This window comes from Streptomyces sp. NBC_01689, from assembly GCF_036250675.1.
In the GTDB taxonomy this organism is placed as follows: Bacteria; Actinomycetota; Actinomycetes; order Streptomycetales; family Streptomycetaceae; genus Streptomyces.
The window spans coordinates 7,884,267-7,899,880 of the sequence record NZ_CP109592.1; the positions used below are offsets into that span (position 1 = coordinate 7,884,267).

Sequence of the window (15,614 nt, forward strand, 5' to 3'; positions counted from 1 at the left end):
GGCGCCCGGACACCCGTTCCCGCGGACGCCCCGCGTCACGTGATCGGAGTACTTCCGGCGGCAATTGCCCGTGGCGACCGTGGCGCGCTGCGGCTCACTCCGAGAGCATTCGGCTAGCCTTTCCCCGCGGTGGGACACGGGAAACCACTCCTTGGGTGATTATCACTCGGCGTGCCGAGTGTGGCGATCGTTGACGCACCCCTGGTGACTGCCTACCGTCGAGAAGGCAGGTCAAGGACGGAGGTCGGCGTGAGAAGCAGCGGCGACGGTACGGCTGGGGGTGCCCCCGGACGTGGTCTGGGGGAGAGCGGCCCGTACCCTCCCCCAAGCTCTCGGCTCGGCTCGAGCAGGGGGTACCCCCATCACGACAGCGCGGCCGACCGTGTTCCGCAGCGGCCGACAGCGGTGCCGGGCGAGGGCGGGGCGGCGGCCGAGGAGATCGGCTACCGGGGACCCACGGCGTGTGCCGCCGCGGGCATCACCTACCGGCAGCTTGACTACTGGGCCAGGACGGGCCTGGTGGAGCCGAGCGTGCGGCCGGCCCATGGGTCGGGGACGCAGCGGTTGTACAGCTTCCGGGACGTCGTCGTCCTGAAGATCGTGAAGCGGTTCCTGGACACGGGAGTGTCGCTGCAGAACATCCGCACCACCGTTCAGCACCTCAGGGAGCGCGGCTTCCGGGACCTGGAGCGGATGACGCTGATGAGCGACGGCGCGACCGTCTACGAGTGCACCTCGCCCGACGAGGTGCACGCCCTGCTCCAGGGCGGCCAGGGCGTCTTCGGGATCGCCGTGGGCGTGGTGTGGCGGGACGTCGAGAACGCCCTCTCACAGCTGCACGGGGAGCGGGTGGACACGGGGGAGACGCTCATCGGGCACAACCCCGCGGACGAGCTGGCACGGCGGCGCAACCGCGCGGTGTGACGCGGTCCCGGAGGATTGTCAGTGGCGTAGGGCAGCATCGGGGGTGTGAGAAACGCGCCCACGATCCTGCATCTCGACATGGATGCCTTCTTCGCCTCGGCGGAGCAGGCGTCCAAGCCGAGCCTGCGGGGGAAGGCCGTCGTGGTGGGCGGCCTCGGAATGCGGGGTGTGGTCGCCACCGCCTCGTACGAGGCCCGGGTCTTCGGGGTGCACTCGGCGATGCCGATGGCGCAGGCGCGCAGGCTCGCGCCGAACGCCGCGTACCTCGTGCCGCGGTTCGGGCTCTACCGGGAGATCAGCGAGCAGGTGATGGGGCTGCTGCGGACCCTGTCCCCCCTGGTGGAGCCGCTGAGCCTGGATGAGGCCTTCGTCGACCTGGAGGCCGGGGGAACCGCCTGGGACGAGGCGTCGGCGCGACTGGCCGGGGGGAAGCTCCGCGCCGACATCAGGGCCGTCACGGGCCTGACGGGCTCGGTGGGACTCGCGGCCTCCAAGATGCTCGCCAAGATCGCCTCCGAGCAGGCCAAGCCCGACGGCCTGGTCGTGATCGAGCCGGGCACCGAACGCGCGCTGCTCGGCCCGATGCCGGTGCGGACGCTGCCGGGCGTCGGGCCCGCCACCGGGGACCATCTGCGGCGGGGCGGGATCACCACGGTCGACGAGATCGCCGAGGCGGGCGAGGACGAGCTCGTACGGCTGCTCGGCAAGGCCCACGGGCACGCGCTGTACGCGATGGCGCTGGCGCGCGACGAGCGGCCCGTGGTGGCCGAGCGGGAGACCAAGTCCGTGTCGGTCGAGGACACCTACGACGTGGACATCCATGACCGGGTGCGGGTCGGGCTCGAGGTGCAGCGGCTCGCGGACCGGTGTGTGGAACGGCTGCGCCGGGCGGGGCTCTCCGGGCGGACCATCGTGCTGAAGGTGCGCAGGTACGACTTCTCGACGCTGACCCGGTCCGAGACGCTGCGGGGGCCCACGGACGACCCCGCGGTGGTCCGGGAGGCCGCCGGGCGGCTCCTGGACGCGGTGGACACGACAGGAGGCGTCCGTCTGCTCGGCGTCGGTGTCTCCGGGCTGGCGGACTACACGCAGGAGGACCTCTTCGCGCAGGCCCAGGCGCAGGCCCGGGAGGCGGTGGAGGAGGCGGCGGCGCTGGAGCACCCCGCGGTGGAGACGGGGGAGGAGCCCGCCGCCGAGCAGGTGACCGCGGCCGAGCGGCGCTGGCCGGCGGGGCACGACGTGCGCCATGCCGAGTACGGGCACGGGTGGGTGCAGGGCAGCGGGCTGGGACGGGTGACCGTGCGGTTCGAGACACCCGACTCACCACCGGGGCGGGTGCGGACGTTCCGTACGGACGACGGCGCGTTGGAGCCGGCGGATCCGCTGCCGCTGGTGCCGCGAAGACCCGAGGAGGCGCCCGGTGTGTCCGCCGGGGCGCCGGGGAGGACGTGACTCTGTCCGGTGCCGGTTCCTGGGCCGGGCTGGGCCGGGTGGCGGCGTGATGGCTGTCCCCGGGATGCGGGCGCTGTGGGGCGTACGGGGCACGGGCATGACGGGGTGTCCCGGGGCGCGTGGGTGCCCGTGGTGGGCGGGCCGCCGGGCGCCCGGGGTGGCGTACCGGCGCCGTCTCCCGTTCCCCCGGGCGGGTGTCTCAGGTCTCGTCGGTTCCCGCCAGGCGGCCGAAGTCGTGGTCCGGAGGGACGGCCGGGGGCGTCACGTCGAGGCCGTAGTGGTGGTAGAGCTGGAGCTCCTGCTCCGGAGAGAGGTGACGGCCCACGCCGAAGTCGGGGGCGTCCTTGATCAGGGCCCGTTCGAAGGGGACGCGCAGACTGCCCTCGACGAGCTCACTGGGCTCCAGGGGTACGAAGGCGTCCCTGCTGAACAGGCCCGTTCGTATGGCGGCCCACTCCGGTATGCCGGTCGCGTCGTCCAGATAGACCTCGTCGACCGTGCCGATCTTGGCGCCGTTGCGGTCGAGCGCCTTGCGGCCGATCAGGTTGCGCGGATCGATGTCGGTCTGCACGTGCCCTCCAGTCGATTGCAACTCATCCGTAGGCACTACGAAAGAGCACATTCGTGACGGTGGCCACTCGAAAGCCCGTGCGTTCTTCTCGCTGGTACCCTGGCAAACGGCTGCTGACCCCGTGCGGGAGAGTCCTCCAGACACCATCGGAGGCGCCGAAGGAGCAAATCCTCCCCGGAATCTCTCAGGCCCACGTACCGCACGGACGAGGTCACTCTGGAAAGCAGGGCGGGGGCCGAAGGCTTCCGCTCTCACCGACGGTGAAAGCCGGGTCGCAGCGAGCGTGCGGGCCGGTGAAGCTCTCAGGTCGAGATGACAGAGGGGGAGGCCGTCGGGGCACCCACGCCGTGGTGCCCCTCGAAGGTCGTGTGTGACCAGGAGGCCTCCGCAATGACCGCCCATCGCATTCCGCTCTCCGAGCTCGAAGCGGGAATCCCGTTCGAGCAGCGCCACATCGGGCCCGCCCCGGAAGCGCGGGCCAAGATGCTCGCGCAGGTCGGGTACGGCTCGCTGGACGAACTGACGGCCGCCGCCGTGCCGGACGTGATCAAGAACGCCGAGGCGCTCCAGCTGCCGGGCGCGCGCACCGAGGCCGAGGTCCTGGCCGAACTCCGCTCCCTCGCCGACCGCAACCAGGTCCTCGACTCGATGATCGGCCTCGGTTACTACGGCACCTTCACGCCGCCGGTGATCCTGCGCAACGTCATGGAGAACCCGGCCTGGTACACGGCGTACACGCCCTACCAGCCGGAGATCTCGCAGGGCCGCCTGGAGGCGCTGCTGAACTTCCAGACCGTGGTCGCCGAACTGACCGGGCTGCCCACCTCCGGCGCCTCGCTGCTGGACGAGGGCACCGCGGCCGCCGAGGCGATGGCGCTGTCCCGGCGCATGGGCAAGAACAAGAAGGGCCTCTTCCTGATCGACGCGGACGCCCTTCCGCAGACCGTCGCCGTCATCGAGACCCGCGCCGAGCCCACCGGTGTCGAGGTCGTCGTCGCCGACCTGAGCGAGGGCATCCCGGCCGCGATCGCCGAGCGCGAGATCAACGGCGTGCTCGTCCAGTACCCCGGCGCCTCCGGTGCCGTACGCGACCTCAAGCCCGTCATCGAGCAGGCGCACGAGCTCGGCGCGGTCGTCACCGTCGCCGCCGACCTGCTCGCGCTGACCCTGCTCACCTCGCCCGGGGAGCTCGGCGCCGACATCGCGGTCGGCACGACCCAGCGGTTCGGCGTCCCGATGGGCTTCGGCGGCCCGCACGCCGGATACATGGCGGTGCGCGAGAAGTTCGCGCGCAGCCTGCCCGGCCGGCTGGTGGGTGTCTCCGTCGACGCGGACGGACACAAGGCGTACCGGCTCGCCCTGCAGACGCGCGAGCAGCACATCCGCCGTGAGAAGGCGACCAGCAACATCTGCACCGCGCAGGTGCTGCTCGCCGTGATGGCCGGCATGTACGCCGTCTACCACGGGCCGGACGGGCTCCGGACGATCGCTCGGCGCACCCACCGCTATGCCACCCTCCTCGCCGAGGGGCTGACGGCCGGCGGCGTCGAGGTCGTGCACGGCTCGTACTTCGACACGCTGACCGTCCGAGTGCCGGGGCGGGCCGCCGACATCGTGGCGGGCGCCCGTGAGCGGGGCGTCAACCTCCACCTGGTCGACGCCGACCAGGTGTCGATCGCCTGTGACGAGACCACCGCGCGGCGGCAACTGGCCGCGGTGTGGGCCGCGTTCGGCGTCGAGGGCGACATCGAGGCGCTGGACGCGAGCACCGGGGACACGCTCCCCGCGGCACTGCTGCGCGGCGACGACTACCTCACCCACCCGGTCTTCCACCAGTACCGCTCCGAGACGGCGATGCTGCGCTACCTGCGCCGCCTCTCGGACCGCGACTACGCGCTGGACCGGGGCATGATCCCGCTGGGCTCCTGCACCATGAAGCTCAACGCGACCACCGAGATGGAGCCGGTCACCTGGCCCGAGTTCGGTCAGCTGCACCCGTTCGTCCCCGCCGAGCAGGCGGGCGGCTACCTCACGCTCATCGAGGAGCTGGAGGAGCGGCTCGCCGAGGTCACGGGGTACGACAAGGTGTCGCTGCAGCCCAACGCCGGTTCGCAGGGCGAGCTGGCCGGTCTGCTGGCCGTCCGCGGCTACCACCGGGCCAACGGCGACGAGCAGCGCACGGTCTGCCTGATCCCGTCCTCGGCGCACGGCACGAACGCCGCGAGCGCCGTGATGGCCGGCATGAAGGTCGTCGTCGTGAAGACCGCCGAGGACGGCGAGGTCGACATCACGGACCTGCGGGCCAAGATCGAGCAGCACCGCGACGAGCTGGCCGTGCTGATGATCACGTACCCCTCGACGCACGGTGTGTTCGAGGAGCACGTCGCCGACATCTGTGCCCAGGTGCACGAGGCCGGCGGCCAGGTGTACGTCGACGGCGCCAACCTCAACGCGCTGGTGGGCCTCGCCAAGCCGGGCCACTTCGGCGGCGACGTCTCGCACCTCAACCTGCACAAGACGTTCTGCATCCCGCACGGCGGCGGCGGTCCGGGCGTCGGCCCGGTCGGCGTGCGCGCGCACCTGGCGCCGTACCTGCCGAACCACCCCCTGCAGCCCGCTGCGGGTCCCGAGACCGGTGTCGGCCCGATCTCGGCCGCGCCCTGGGGTTCCGCGGGCATCCTGCCCATCTCGTGGGCGTACGTCCGGCTCATGGGCGGCGAGGGCCTCAAGCGGGCCACGCAGGTCGCCGTACTGTCGGCGAACTACATCGCGAAGCGTCTGGAGCCGCACTTCCCGGTGCTGTACACCGGCCCCGGCGGGCTCGTCGCCCACGAGTGCATCATCGACCTGCGTCCGCTGACGAAGGCGACCGGCGTGAGTGTCGACGACGTCGCCAAGCGGCTCATCGACTACGGCTTCCACGCGCCGACCATGTCCTTCCCGGTCGCGGGCACGCTGATGATCGAGCCGACCGAGTCCGAGGACCTGATCGAGCTCGACCGTTTCTGCGACGCGATGATCGCCATCCGCGCGGAGATCGAGAAGGTCGGGTCGGGCGACTGGACGGTGGACGACAATCCGCTGCGCAACGCGCCGCACACCGCCGCCGCCCTCGGTGGCGAGTGGCAGCACGCGTACACGCGCGAGGAGGCCGTCTTCCCGGCCGGAGTCGCGGCCGCGGACAAGTACTGGCCGCCGGTGCGCCGGATCGACCAGGCCTACGGCGACCGGAACCTGGTCTGCTCCTGCCCGCCGCTGGACGCCTACGAGGACTAGTAGGTCCTTTCTTCCGGAACGGGCCGGCTCGGGTCGACGGCGCCTTTGCGGCCGGCCCGGGCGGGCTCGGTGTGCGGCCGCGGTACGTGCGGGACCGGCGGGGGCCCGCCCCGGCGAACGAGCCGGGGCGGGCCCCCGCGTGGTACACGGCCGGCGGGCTTCGCGGACACCGTCAGTGGGCGGCCAGCCAGGGCATCGGGTCCGTGTACGTGCCGTCGACGAGCACCTCGAAGTGCAGGTGGGGGCCGGTCGACAGGCCCGTCGAGCCGACGAACCCGACCGCGGCCCCGGTCTGCACGCTCTGGCCCGCCGTGACCAGCAGGGACGACATGTGGCTGTAGGTGGTCTCCAGCCGTCTCCCGCCGAGCGTGCCGTGATCGATCACGACGCGGTTCCCGTACGCCTTGGTCATGCCGGCGAACACCACCCGCCCCTGGCGAGCGGCGGACACCGGAGCCGCGCGCGAGGCGGCGAAGTCCACGCCGGTGTGCAGCTTGGTGACGCCCGTGAGGGGGTGTTCGCGGGTCCCGAAGGGGGAGCTGACCACCAGGGTGGTCACCGGTGGGGCCAGGATCCCGCTCGCTCCGCCGCCGGGGTCCGCCTTCTTCTCGCGGTCGAAGGCCCGGTATCGCGCGGACAGTTTCCCGACCTCCGCGAGATACGTCCGTGCCGCGGCCGGCACGCGGCCCGCACGCGTCACGGAGTCCGCACCGACCGTGTACGCGGCCAGGGTGAGGTCGAGAAGCTCCCCCGACACGGTTCCCCTGGTTCTGAGCCGGGTGACGTCCTCGGCGAGGGCGCAGTCCTGCCGGGCGAGCGCCATGATGGCGTCCACCGGGTCGCGGGGTGACGACCTCCCGTTGCCGTCGGCGTCCTTGCCCCAGGTCCGCCACTGGCTCTCGGTGAATCCGGCGATCCCCACGGAGCCGGAGAGCGTGGCGGGGTCGGTGTTCCAGCCGGACGTCCGGTCGATCTGGGCGGCGAGGACGGACGGTTTCAGGAGGGTGCAGGTCCTGGCCGCCTCCCGTAGCCACGGGACGTAGGACGCGTCGACCCGGTCCGTCGAGGGGGCGCCCGCGGCCGTCGTGTGCGGGTCCGACTCCTCCGGCCAGGCCGAGGAGAGGCGGCCCGTCGCTGCCATGAACCCCGCGAAACCCAGGACGACGGTCAGCCCGGGCAGCGCCAGCAGGGTGAACGGACCGGGGCGGCGACGGCGGCGGGTGGGCTCGGGCCGGTCGTCCGACGGCGCACTGTCCGTCGGCGCTCTGTTCGTCGGCGTTCCGTCCGACGGTGCTCTGTCCGTCGGCTCGGCGTCGGCGGGCGGTCCGGGCTTCCGTGTCCCGTCCGGTGGCGGGTCGTTCGCCGGTCCCTCGTGACTCCCCGGTGCCTTTGGGGGCTCGCGGTCATCGGGCGCCGGGCGGTGCTGCCCGCGATCGGGGGAGTGCAGGAGTCCCATGACTGCCTTGCTCGCTTCGGGGGAGGTCCGTAGACGTGAACCGGAAGTCCGCGCGGCGGCCGGGTTCGGCGACGGATTCCCGGACGCCCGGAGGCTCACGAAGGGACGCTAGCGCTTCGGCCCCGGGACTTCAGGAGGTGGAGGGGCAGACGGGAATGTCCGATCGGGCAGACCCTGGGAGGCAGGAAGGCAGGCTGTGTCGCCGCTCGGTGCGTGGGGTCGGGGGTGCCGGAGCCGGAGCCGGAGCGGAGTGCTGGGCGGGGGCGGGGGAGTGAACGGGGTCGGCGGGGGCGGACGGTCCTCGTCGGGTCACCCGGAGTGATCACGTCCGGACATGCGTCGGGGCCGGTGCGGAGAGTGCGTCTCCGGCCGGCCCCTCGTTCTGTCCGGGCTGTCGCCCGTCGTGTGTGCGGCTCAGGCCGCCGTCATCACGTGCTCGCTGCCCAGGGGGCGGTGCGGCGCGATGATCTGGCCGTCAGGCAGGAGCTCACCGGTGTCCTCGAAGAGCAGAACGCCGTTGCACAGCAGGCTCCATCCCTGCTCCGGGTGGTGCGCCACGAGACGCGCGGACTCCCGGTCGGCTGATTCGGCTGACGGACAGGGTGGCTGGTGCTGGCACATGGATGGGATCTTTCGCTGGGATGAGAGGTGTGTGCTGGTCGTCGTGTCTGTTGCGCGGCTCGAACTGCTCATGGCCGCCCCCCGTGGTGTGTGTTTGGAACCCAGTGTTGCCCTACGGGCGTCAATCCGCAGGGATTTGGCAGCAGCGCTCCTCACAGGTTGGAGACGCGTCACTCGCGCGGACGGTTCATCGCGACCGCACGGTCCCTTCGGGGGGTTCGCGGTGGTCGGATGGGGCTAGTCCGGCACGGTCAGAGCGGTGTTCTGCCTCGTACGAGCGGGAAGGGGCCCGAACGAGCGGGCCGGTTCGGAGCCGGTCGGGAGGCGGCGGTCGGGAGTCGGTCGGGAGTCGGCCGGGGGTCGGTCGGGAGTCGGCCGGGGGTCGGTCCGGAACCGTGCGGAGGCCGGTCCCGGGTCGGTTCGGGAGTGTCCCGGCGGCCTCGCCGCGGGGCGCGAGGACGTGCCCCGCGGCCGGCGGAACGGCGGCGGGGCACGTGGACGGACCCGGGTGGCTACGCGGGGGAACTCAGCAGTGGCGCGGCGGTCAGGCGATGGGTGAGGAGCGGCAGGAACTCGGCGACGCGGTGTGGCCGGTGGGAGGCGATGCCGGGCGGCGCGGGCGCCAGGGGCACCAGGAGGTCGGACGGGGCCGGATGGCCGGTGGCGCCGTCGGCCGCGCAGTCTCCGTGCAGCCACAGGGTGAGCATGTACAGCTCCGGCACGGAGAGGAGACGTGCCTGGAACGACTGCTTCATGTTCTCGGCCTGCCGCAGGGCGCGCTCGGTGGCGGTGATGTAGGGGCCTTCGAAGAAGTGTGAGAAGGCCCAGCCGTCCGGGGTGAGCATGGTGTCGGCGGCGGCCACCGACCGCTCGCCGCTGCGGATCAGGAAGCGCCAGGCGACGAGTCGCGTGGCGGACGCGCCCGCCGGATCGCTCCGGTCCAGGACGTGTACGGGCAGGGGGAGCTCCGGGGTGACCGGTCCCTCGGCCATCCGCAGGGACGGGGTGCGTGCCTCGCGGACCGCGGTGGGGGAACCGAGTGCCGTGAGAACGGTGCGCAGGGCCGGCGGGGGAGCCGGTGGTACGTGCAGCGGCATGGTGGGTCGCCTCTCATTCGACAGGCACAGTGGCGCGAGGGGGCGGGGGCGGACGGCGCTGTCAGCTCTCGGGGTCGGAGGGGCGAGGGTCTGGATCTGCCGACGGGGGTGTCGCCTGCCGCGTGTCACCTCGACGGCAGGACCTGGGACCGCGAGCGCCGACTCTCTGCCTCGTTTGCGGAGTTTATACGACGGGTGTTCAGACGGTGTTTCGTCTAGTCGCTCCGAATATGAAGGGCAAGGCGGTATTCGGTCGGCGAAAGGGGAGGTTCATCCCGGTTCTGCGGCGGTGTGCGACGATGACCTCGGAATACTTCGCGTGAGCGGTCGGCCGATTCTCGTCGGCGTTTTTCACGAGATCGTGTCAGGCTGAAAAGAGGCAGTGGTCCATGCCTGGTGAATGTGCCGCTGGACAGCTGCTGACAGCGTAGCGGCCGACGGCGCCCCCCGAGGGCGTTATCGATCGGCTCGCCTGGGCATCATCCACCGGGACGGCGGGGGCCCGAGGATCGGCCCGCCCTTCGAGGAGGGACACTCCGATGGGAGAGAAGGTCGTGGCAGGGTCGTTCGACCTGTCCGATCGCCAGCGCTACCGCGGCAAGCTCCGGGAGTGTCTGGCGGGGCTGGCGCGACTGCTGGAGGAGAAGCGGTTCGATCGCCCGAAGAATCTCATGGGACTGGAGATCGAGCTGAATCTCGCCGGACCCGACGGCATGCCCAGAATGATGAATGCGCAAGTACTCGAAAGGATTGCGAGTCACGACTTCCAAACGGAACTTGCCATGTTCAACCTGGAAGTCAACATAGCTCCACACCGGTTGGGCGGCCGGGTATTCGACCAACTCGCCGAGGAGCTGGGCACTTCACTGGCATATGCGCACCGAAAGGCCGCCGAGGTCGATGCCGGAATCGTGATGATCGGGATTCTGCCGACGATCGACCGGGACGACCTGGTCTCGTCGAACCTGTCGGACGGTGACCGCTACACCCTGCTCAACGACCAGATCGTGGCCGCCCGCGGTGAGGACTTCGCGCTCGACATCGAGGGCGTGGAGCACCTGGTGTGCACGTCGAGGTCCATCGCGCCGGAAGCCGCCTGCACATCGGTGCAGTTGCACCTCCAGGTCACCCCGGCGCGCTTCGCGGACGTGTGGAACGCCGCGCAGGCGGTGGCCGCCGCGCAGGTCGTGGTCGGTGCCAACTCGCCCTTCCTGTTCGGACGTGAGCTGTGGCGCGAGTCGAGGCCGCCGCTGTTCCAGCAGTCCACCGACACCCGTCCGCCCGAACTGCAGGCCCAGGGGGTGCGGCCGCGCACGTGGTTCGGCGAGCGGTGGATCTCCTCGGCCTACGACCTCTTCGAGGAGAACCTGCGCTTCTTCCCGCCTCTGCTGCCGATCTGCGACGAGGAGGACCCGCTTGAGGTCCTCGACGCGGGAGGCGTTCCCAAGCTCGCCGAACTCGTCCTGCACAACGGCACGGTGTACCGGTGGAACCGGCCCGTGTACGGCATCGCCGACGGCGTCCCGCATCTGCGTGTCGAGAACCGTGTGCTGCCCGCGGGCCCGAGCGTCACCGATGTCGTCGCCAACGCCGCCTTCTACTACGGTCTCGTCCGCGCCCTCGCGGAGGAGGCGCGGCCGGTGTGGACGAGGCTGCCGTTCGCGTCCGCCGCCGCGAACTTCGACGCCGCGTGCCGGCACGGCATCGACGCGCGGCTGGAGTGGCCGCGGCGTGGCCGGTACGGCGGCACCGCGGAGGTCGACGCGGTCGGCCTGATCCGCGACGAGTTGCTGCCGCTCGCCGCGGTGGGCCTGGACGCGTGGGGGGTGGAGCCCGTCGACCGCGACTTCTACCTCGGGGTGATCGAGGACCGGTGCCGGCTGCGCGTCAACGGGGCGACCTGGCAGGCGGCGACCTTCCACCAGGCGCTGGAGAAGGGCATGACCCGGGACGCGGCGCTGGCCGCGACCACCCGGCGCTACGGCGAGTTGATGCATCTCGGGGAGCCGGTGCACACCTGGCCGGTGGGGCTGCCGGAGCCGGTGCGCCTCGGGTGAGCCACACGGTCCGGGCCGGGGCGAGGACGCCGCCGGGCCGGGCCGAGGGGCCTCCCGGCCGTGGTGAGGACGCCTCGGCCCCGGTGGCGCGGGCAGATGCCGCCGGGGCCGGTCCGGGGCGGAGGCCGCCCGATTCCGGTGCGGGGACGAACGCGCGCGGCGCGCCGGGAGTGGCGGGGGTCAGGAGGGCGTGGGACCCGCACTGAGCGGGCCGTGACACCTGTGCGGGTACCGATCAGCCGTGGCTGAGCGCCGCCGCGCGGACGATGGCCTTGAGGATCACCGAGTGGATCTGTGCGGGGTCGGTGACCTCCTGGCCCGAGCCACCGGTCGCCTTGGCGATGTCCTCGACCTCCGCCCGGTCCGCGTCCGGACCCACCGCGATGGCGATCAGCGGCACCGGGCGCTCCGGGTCGGCGAGCTGCCGCAGGCGGGAGACGAGGTCGGCGCGCGAGATGCTCCCCGGGTCCTCGTTGACGCCGTCGGTCAGCAGGACCACCGCGTTGAACCTGCCCTTCGCATAGCCGGAGGTGGCCTGCTTGTACGCGGCGAGGGTCGTGTCGTACAGACCGGTCGCGCCGTTCGGCACGGGATTCAGGGCGTTGAAGGCCGCCGCCAGCCGCGCCCGCTGGGCGTTGCCGCCCTCCTGGTCGCCGAGCCGTCGCGTCGGCACGAGCACCCGGTAGTCGCGGTCGCCGTCGAGACGCGTGGAGAACTTCCACAGCCCGATCTCGTCCTCCGTGGTGAAGGTGGCGAGCGCCTGGAGGAGGGCCGCCTTGGTGACGTCCATACGGGTCCGGCCGGTGCCCGGCACCGGCTGCGACATGGAGGCGGACGCGTCGACGACCGCGGTGATCCGGGCGCTCTGCACGGTGATCGTCCACGTGCCGAGCGTCTCCTCGACCGCCTTCTCCGGGAGGGGTTCACCGGCGGCGCGGTCGAAGGGCTGCGGGGCGCGGCCGCCGGCCTTCGCCACCAGCGCGCCTGACACCCCGTCGTCGGCCGTGCGGAACCCGGACCGCTGGAGGACCCGCTGCCCCGCCGGCTCGCCCGCGAACGTCAGGAAGCGCAGCGCGGCCCGGCTCTCGTCGGTGGTCAGCCGCGGCCGGTCCACGAGGGCGAAGGGGTAGTCGAGCCGTGGTGAGCCGTCCTCGGGATAGAACACGTCGAGTCCGAGCCCGCGGTCGGACGAGGTGTTGTGGGCGAACGCCGCCTGTTCGGAGAGGAACAGCGCCTGGTTGTGCGTCGGGTCGCTCTGTTCGGCCGCGGAGGAGTCGCGGGGGAGGGTGTCCAGCACCTGTCCGTCGCTGCCGGACGTGCGCGGGGAGAGCGACTTGGCGAGGGCCGCGGTGCGGATGCCGTCGCCCTTGGCCGGGTCCGGGGCGCCGCCGATCCGGGTCAGCGCGAGCAGACCGGTCGCGCTGTGCGCCGGGTCCGCCGCACCCAGCCTGAGCCGGTCGCCCCGCGTCGAGGCGTCGGCCAGCTCGGCCCAGGTGTACGTCTTGGCGGGCCACCCGAGCGACTCGGCGGCGGACGGGACCATCGCCACACCGACCGGTGAGGAGGCCACGTTGCCCGCCTTGGTGATCTGGATCGCCCCGCTCCGGGCGGTGACCCCGTCCACCCACAGGTCGGAGTCCGGTACCCACGCCTGGATGCCGGCCCCCCTGCCCGAACCCAGCGCGGCGGCGACCTCGTACGACTCGCGGGCGGTCACGGCGACGTCGATGCAGCGTCCGTCGGACGTGACGCCGCGCTCGTGGGCCTGGCCGGCGATCGCCTTCAGCGCGGGTGCCAGGTCGGGCGACGCGGCGACCGTGATGTGCACGGCGCTGTCCTGGCACGACGAACCGATGGAGAACAGCCCGCCGCCGGCCGCGGCCGCCCCGCCGGCGGCGACCGTCAGCACCAGCGCGATCGCGAGCGTCACCGTGCGGCGACGCGGGCGCGGACGGGGGTCGGCCGCGCCCGCCCCGGACGCGTGGGGCAAGCTGTGACGTCCCATGACGGTGGTGCCCTCCGTGGGTGAGCCGGTGCGGCGAGACGGTCGTATGAGAGCCGGGAGAGGGCGGAACGGGGAGGTACGCCCGTACGGCGTCCGTCCCCCGACGGCCTGTCGCGCACGATCTTCGCAACTTCTTTCGAGACCCTAGCGGGGCGAAGATGGGGATGAGGCGGGATTACTCAACTGGAGGCGGGAGTGCAGGTGGAGGCGGGGACGCCGGCCGGTTCTTTTCCTGAGGAGCGGCTGACGAGAAGGATCTTCCGGGACGAGACTCTGCTCGTCCTGGCGCTCTCGCTCGGGGCGAGCGGAGTGTCCGCCCTGATCAGCTTTGTCGGATCGGTCACCAAACCGGGCGGTCTCAAGGACCAGGCGGCCACGCTGAACGCCTCGGCCGCGCCGGGCCGGCCCTGGCTGGATCTGGCGTGGCAGCTGTTCGGGATCGCGTCGGCCCTGGTGCCCGTCGCGCTGGTCGCGCACCTTCTGCTGCGGGAGGGTCAGGGGCTGCGGGTGATCGGGTTCGACCGGACGCGGCCCTGGCCCGACCTCGGGCGCGGAGCCGCCGTCGCGGCGGTGATCGGCAGCACGGGCATCGCCTTCTATCTGCTGGCGCGCGGGTTCGGCGCCAACCTCACCGTCGTGCCCGAGGCGTTGCCCGACGTGTGGTGGAAGTTCCCGGTGCTGATCCTGTCGGCGGTGCAGAACGCCGTGCTGGAGGAGGTCATCGTCGTCGGCTATCTGCTGCGCCGCCTGGGCCAGTTGGGCTGGACGCCCGGCACCGCCCTGGTGGCGAGCGCGGTCCTGCGTGGCTCGTACCACCTCTACCAGGGCATCGGCGGCTTCATCGGCAACATGGTGATGGGCGTCGTCTTCGTCTATCTGTACCGGCGGTGGGGCCGGGTCGGGCCCCTCGTGGTCGCGCACTCGCTGCTCGACATCGGGGCGTTCGTCGGGTACGCGCTGCTGGCGGGGAAGGTGGGGTGGCTCCCCACGGCGTGAACCGCGCGTTCGGCTGCGCCGCGCCCTGCCGTACGAGGCTGCGCCGCGCCACGCCGTACGAGGCTGCCTCGCGCCGCCTTGCCAGGCCGTGTCGCGCCACCCCATGCGGCGTTGGCTCCGTCCGGGCGCGGCGTGGCTCGTCGTCAGTCGGTCGACGTCGCAGGTGGTCGTTCGTGGGTCGTCGTCAACCGGTCGACGTCCGCGGGTGGCCGTTCGCGGGTAGACCTTCGCGGGTGGTTTTTCCCGGGTCCTCGTCCGCGGGTCACACCAGCAGTTCGCCCTCGATGACCGTGACCGCGCCACCGGTCAGCAGGGTGCGGTCGCCGCGCACCGCGGTCCGTACGAGCCCGGAGCGCGGTGAGGCCTGCAGTCCGGTCAGGTCGGGGCGGCCGAGACGCTCGGACCAGAACGGCGCGAGGGCCGTGTGCGCGCTGCCGGTGACCGGGTCCTCGTCGATGCCGAGGTTCGGGAAGAAGCACCGCGAGACGAAGTCGTAGCCCCGGCCGGGGTCGGCGGAGCGGGCCGTCGCGATGACGCCGCGCCCGGAGTACCGGGCCAGCGCCCCGAGGTCCGGGGTCAGCCCGCGCACCGTCTTCTCGTCGGCGACCTCGATCAGCAGGTCACCGATGTTCGGACCCGTGTCGAAGACCGCGAGCGGATCGGCGCCGAGCGCCCGCGCGACTCCGTCCGGCACGTCGACCGGGGTCAGCGGCGCGGTCGGGAAGTCCAGGGTGAGGGTGCCGTCCTCCCGGGACGAGGCGTGGAGCACCCCGCTGCGGGTGGCGAACCGCACCGGACCCGTGTGGGTGCCCGTCGTGCGCAGGACGTGCGCGGTGGCCAGGGTTGCGTGCCCGCACATCGCGACCTCGCTCACGGGTGTGAACCAGCGCAGCGCCCAGTCGGCGTCGCCGCCCTCGGGAAGTGGGTGCGCGAACGCGGTCTCCGCGTGATTGACCTCCAGGGCCACGTTCTGCAGCCACTCGTCCTCGGGGAAGCCGTCCGGGCCGAGGAGCAGGACCCCGGCCGGGTTGCCCGTGAAGGGGCGGTCGGTGAAGGCGTCGACGATTCGAATCCGCATGTCCCGACGCTAGCGGCCCCGGAGAACCGGGGGACAAGGCCAATTCCGTTCCTCTGGCCCGGCTTCGGGGCCGCGCCCTCC

At 72.1% G+C, this 15,614-nt stretch carries 11 protein-coding genes and 1 riboswitch; of the genes, 5 read left to right on the plus strand and 6 right to left on the minus strand.

The features are described from left to right. Window positions 1–249: 249 nt before the first annotated feature. Window positions 250–924, plus strand: a complete 675-nt coding sequence (locus tag OG776_RS33780) for a MerR family transcriptional regulator (protein WP_384956512.1) — start codon at window positions 250–252, stop codon at window positions 922–924. Window positions 925–969: 45 nt separating this feature from the next. Further along, on the plus strand, window positions 970–2,376 hold the full coding sequence (locus tag OG776_RS33785; RefSeq protein ID WP_329323018.1) for a DNA polymerase IV: 1,407 nt from the start codon (window positions 970–972) through the stop codon (window positions 2,374–2,376). Between the two features lie 199 nt (window positions 2,377–2,575). Here the strand turns inward: OG776_RS33785 and OG776_RS33790 are convergent, their stop codons facing one another. Next, window positions 2,576–2,947, minus strand: a complete 372-nt coding sequence (locus OG776_RS33790; protein ID WP_187285507.1) for a PRC-barrel domain-containing protein — start codon at window positions 2,945–2,947, stop codon at window positions 2,576–2,578. Between the two features lie 114 nt (window positions 2,948–3,061). Next, a riboswitch (glycine riboswitch) is annotated at window positions 3,062–3,157 on the plus strand. A gap of 180 nt (window positions 3,158–3,337) precedes the next feature. Here OG776_RS33790 and gcvP point away from each other — a divergent pair. Next, entirely contained in the window at window positions 3,338–6,223 is a 2,886-nt protein-coding gene (gcvP, locus tag OG776_RS33795) for an aminomethyl-transferring glycine dehydrogenase (RefSeq protein WP_329323019.1), read from the plus strand. Between the two features lie 172 nt (window positions 6,224–6,395). Here the strand turns inward: gcvP and OG776_RS33800 are convergent, their stop codons facing one another. The 3 genes from OG776_RS33800 to OG776_RS33810 form a co-directional block, all read right to left on the minus strand. Beyond that, on the minus strand, window positions 6,396–7,679 hold the full coding sequence (locus OG776_RS33800; RefSeq protein WP_443077298.1) for a M23 family metallopeptidase: 1,284 nt from the start codon (window positions 7,677–7,679) through the stop codon (window positions 6,396–6,398). 414 nt (window positions 7,680–8,093) lie between these two features. Continuing rightward, on the minus strand, window positions 8,094–8,300 hold the full coding sequence (locus tag OG776_RS33805) for a DUF5999 family protein (RefSeq protein ID WP_148007936.1): 207 nt from the start codon (window positions 8,298–8,300) through the stop codon (window positions 8,094–8,096). 512 nt (window positions 8,301–8,812) lie between these two features. Then, window positions 8,813–9,397: a hypothetical protein gene (locus tag OG776_RS33810; RefSeq protein WP_148007937.1), complete on the minus strand. Its 585-nt coding sequence runs from the start codon at window positions 9,395–9,397 to the stop codon at window positions 8,813–8,815. A 539-nt stretch (window positions 9,398–9,936) separates the two neighbouring features. Between OG776_RS33810 and OG776_RS33815 the strand changes: the two genes are divergently transcribed. Further along, window positions 9,937–11,454 carry a glutamate--cysteine ligase gene (locus tag OG776_RS33815; RefSeq protein ID WP_148007938.1) on the plus strand — a complete coding sequence of 506 codons (1,518 nt, stop codon included), beginning with the start codon at window positions 9,937–9,939 and terminating at the stop codon, window positions 11,452–11,454. 235 nt (window positions 11,455–11,689) lie between these two features. Here OG776_RS33815 and OG776_RS33820 read toward each other — a convergent pair whose 3' ends face one another. After that, complete coding sequence (locus tag OG776_RS33820) at window positions 11,690–13,459, minus strand: substrate-binding and VWA domain-containing protein (protein ID WP_329326571.1); 1,770 nt, start codon at window positions 13,457–13,459, stop codon at window positions 11,690–11,692. A gap of 195 nt (window positions 13,460–13,654) precedes the next feature. On the opposite strand from OG776_RS33820, the gene OG776_RS33825 reads away from it, so the two are divergent. Next, window positions 13,655–14,455 (plus strand): CPBP family intramembrane glutamic endopeptidase, encoded by an 801-nt coding sequence (locus OG776_RS33825; protein ID WP_148007940.1) that lies wholly within the window; start codon window positions 13,655–13,657, stop codon window positions 14,453–14,455. A 262-nt stretch (window positions 14,456–14,717) separates the two neighbouring features. Here the strand turns inward: OG776_RS33825 and OG776_RS33830 are convergent, their stop codons facing one another. Beyond that, window positions 14,718–15,533: a PhzF family phenazine biosynthesis protein gene (locus OG776_RS33830; RefSeq protein ID WP_148007941.1), complete on the minus strand. Its 816-nt coding sequence runs from the start codon at window positions 15,531–15,533 to the stop codon at window positions 14,718–14,720. Window positions 15,534–15,614 lie beyond the last annotated feature (81 nt).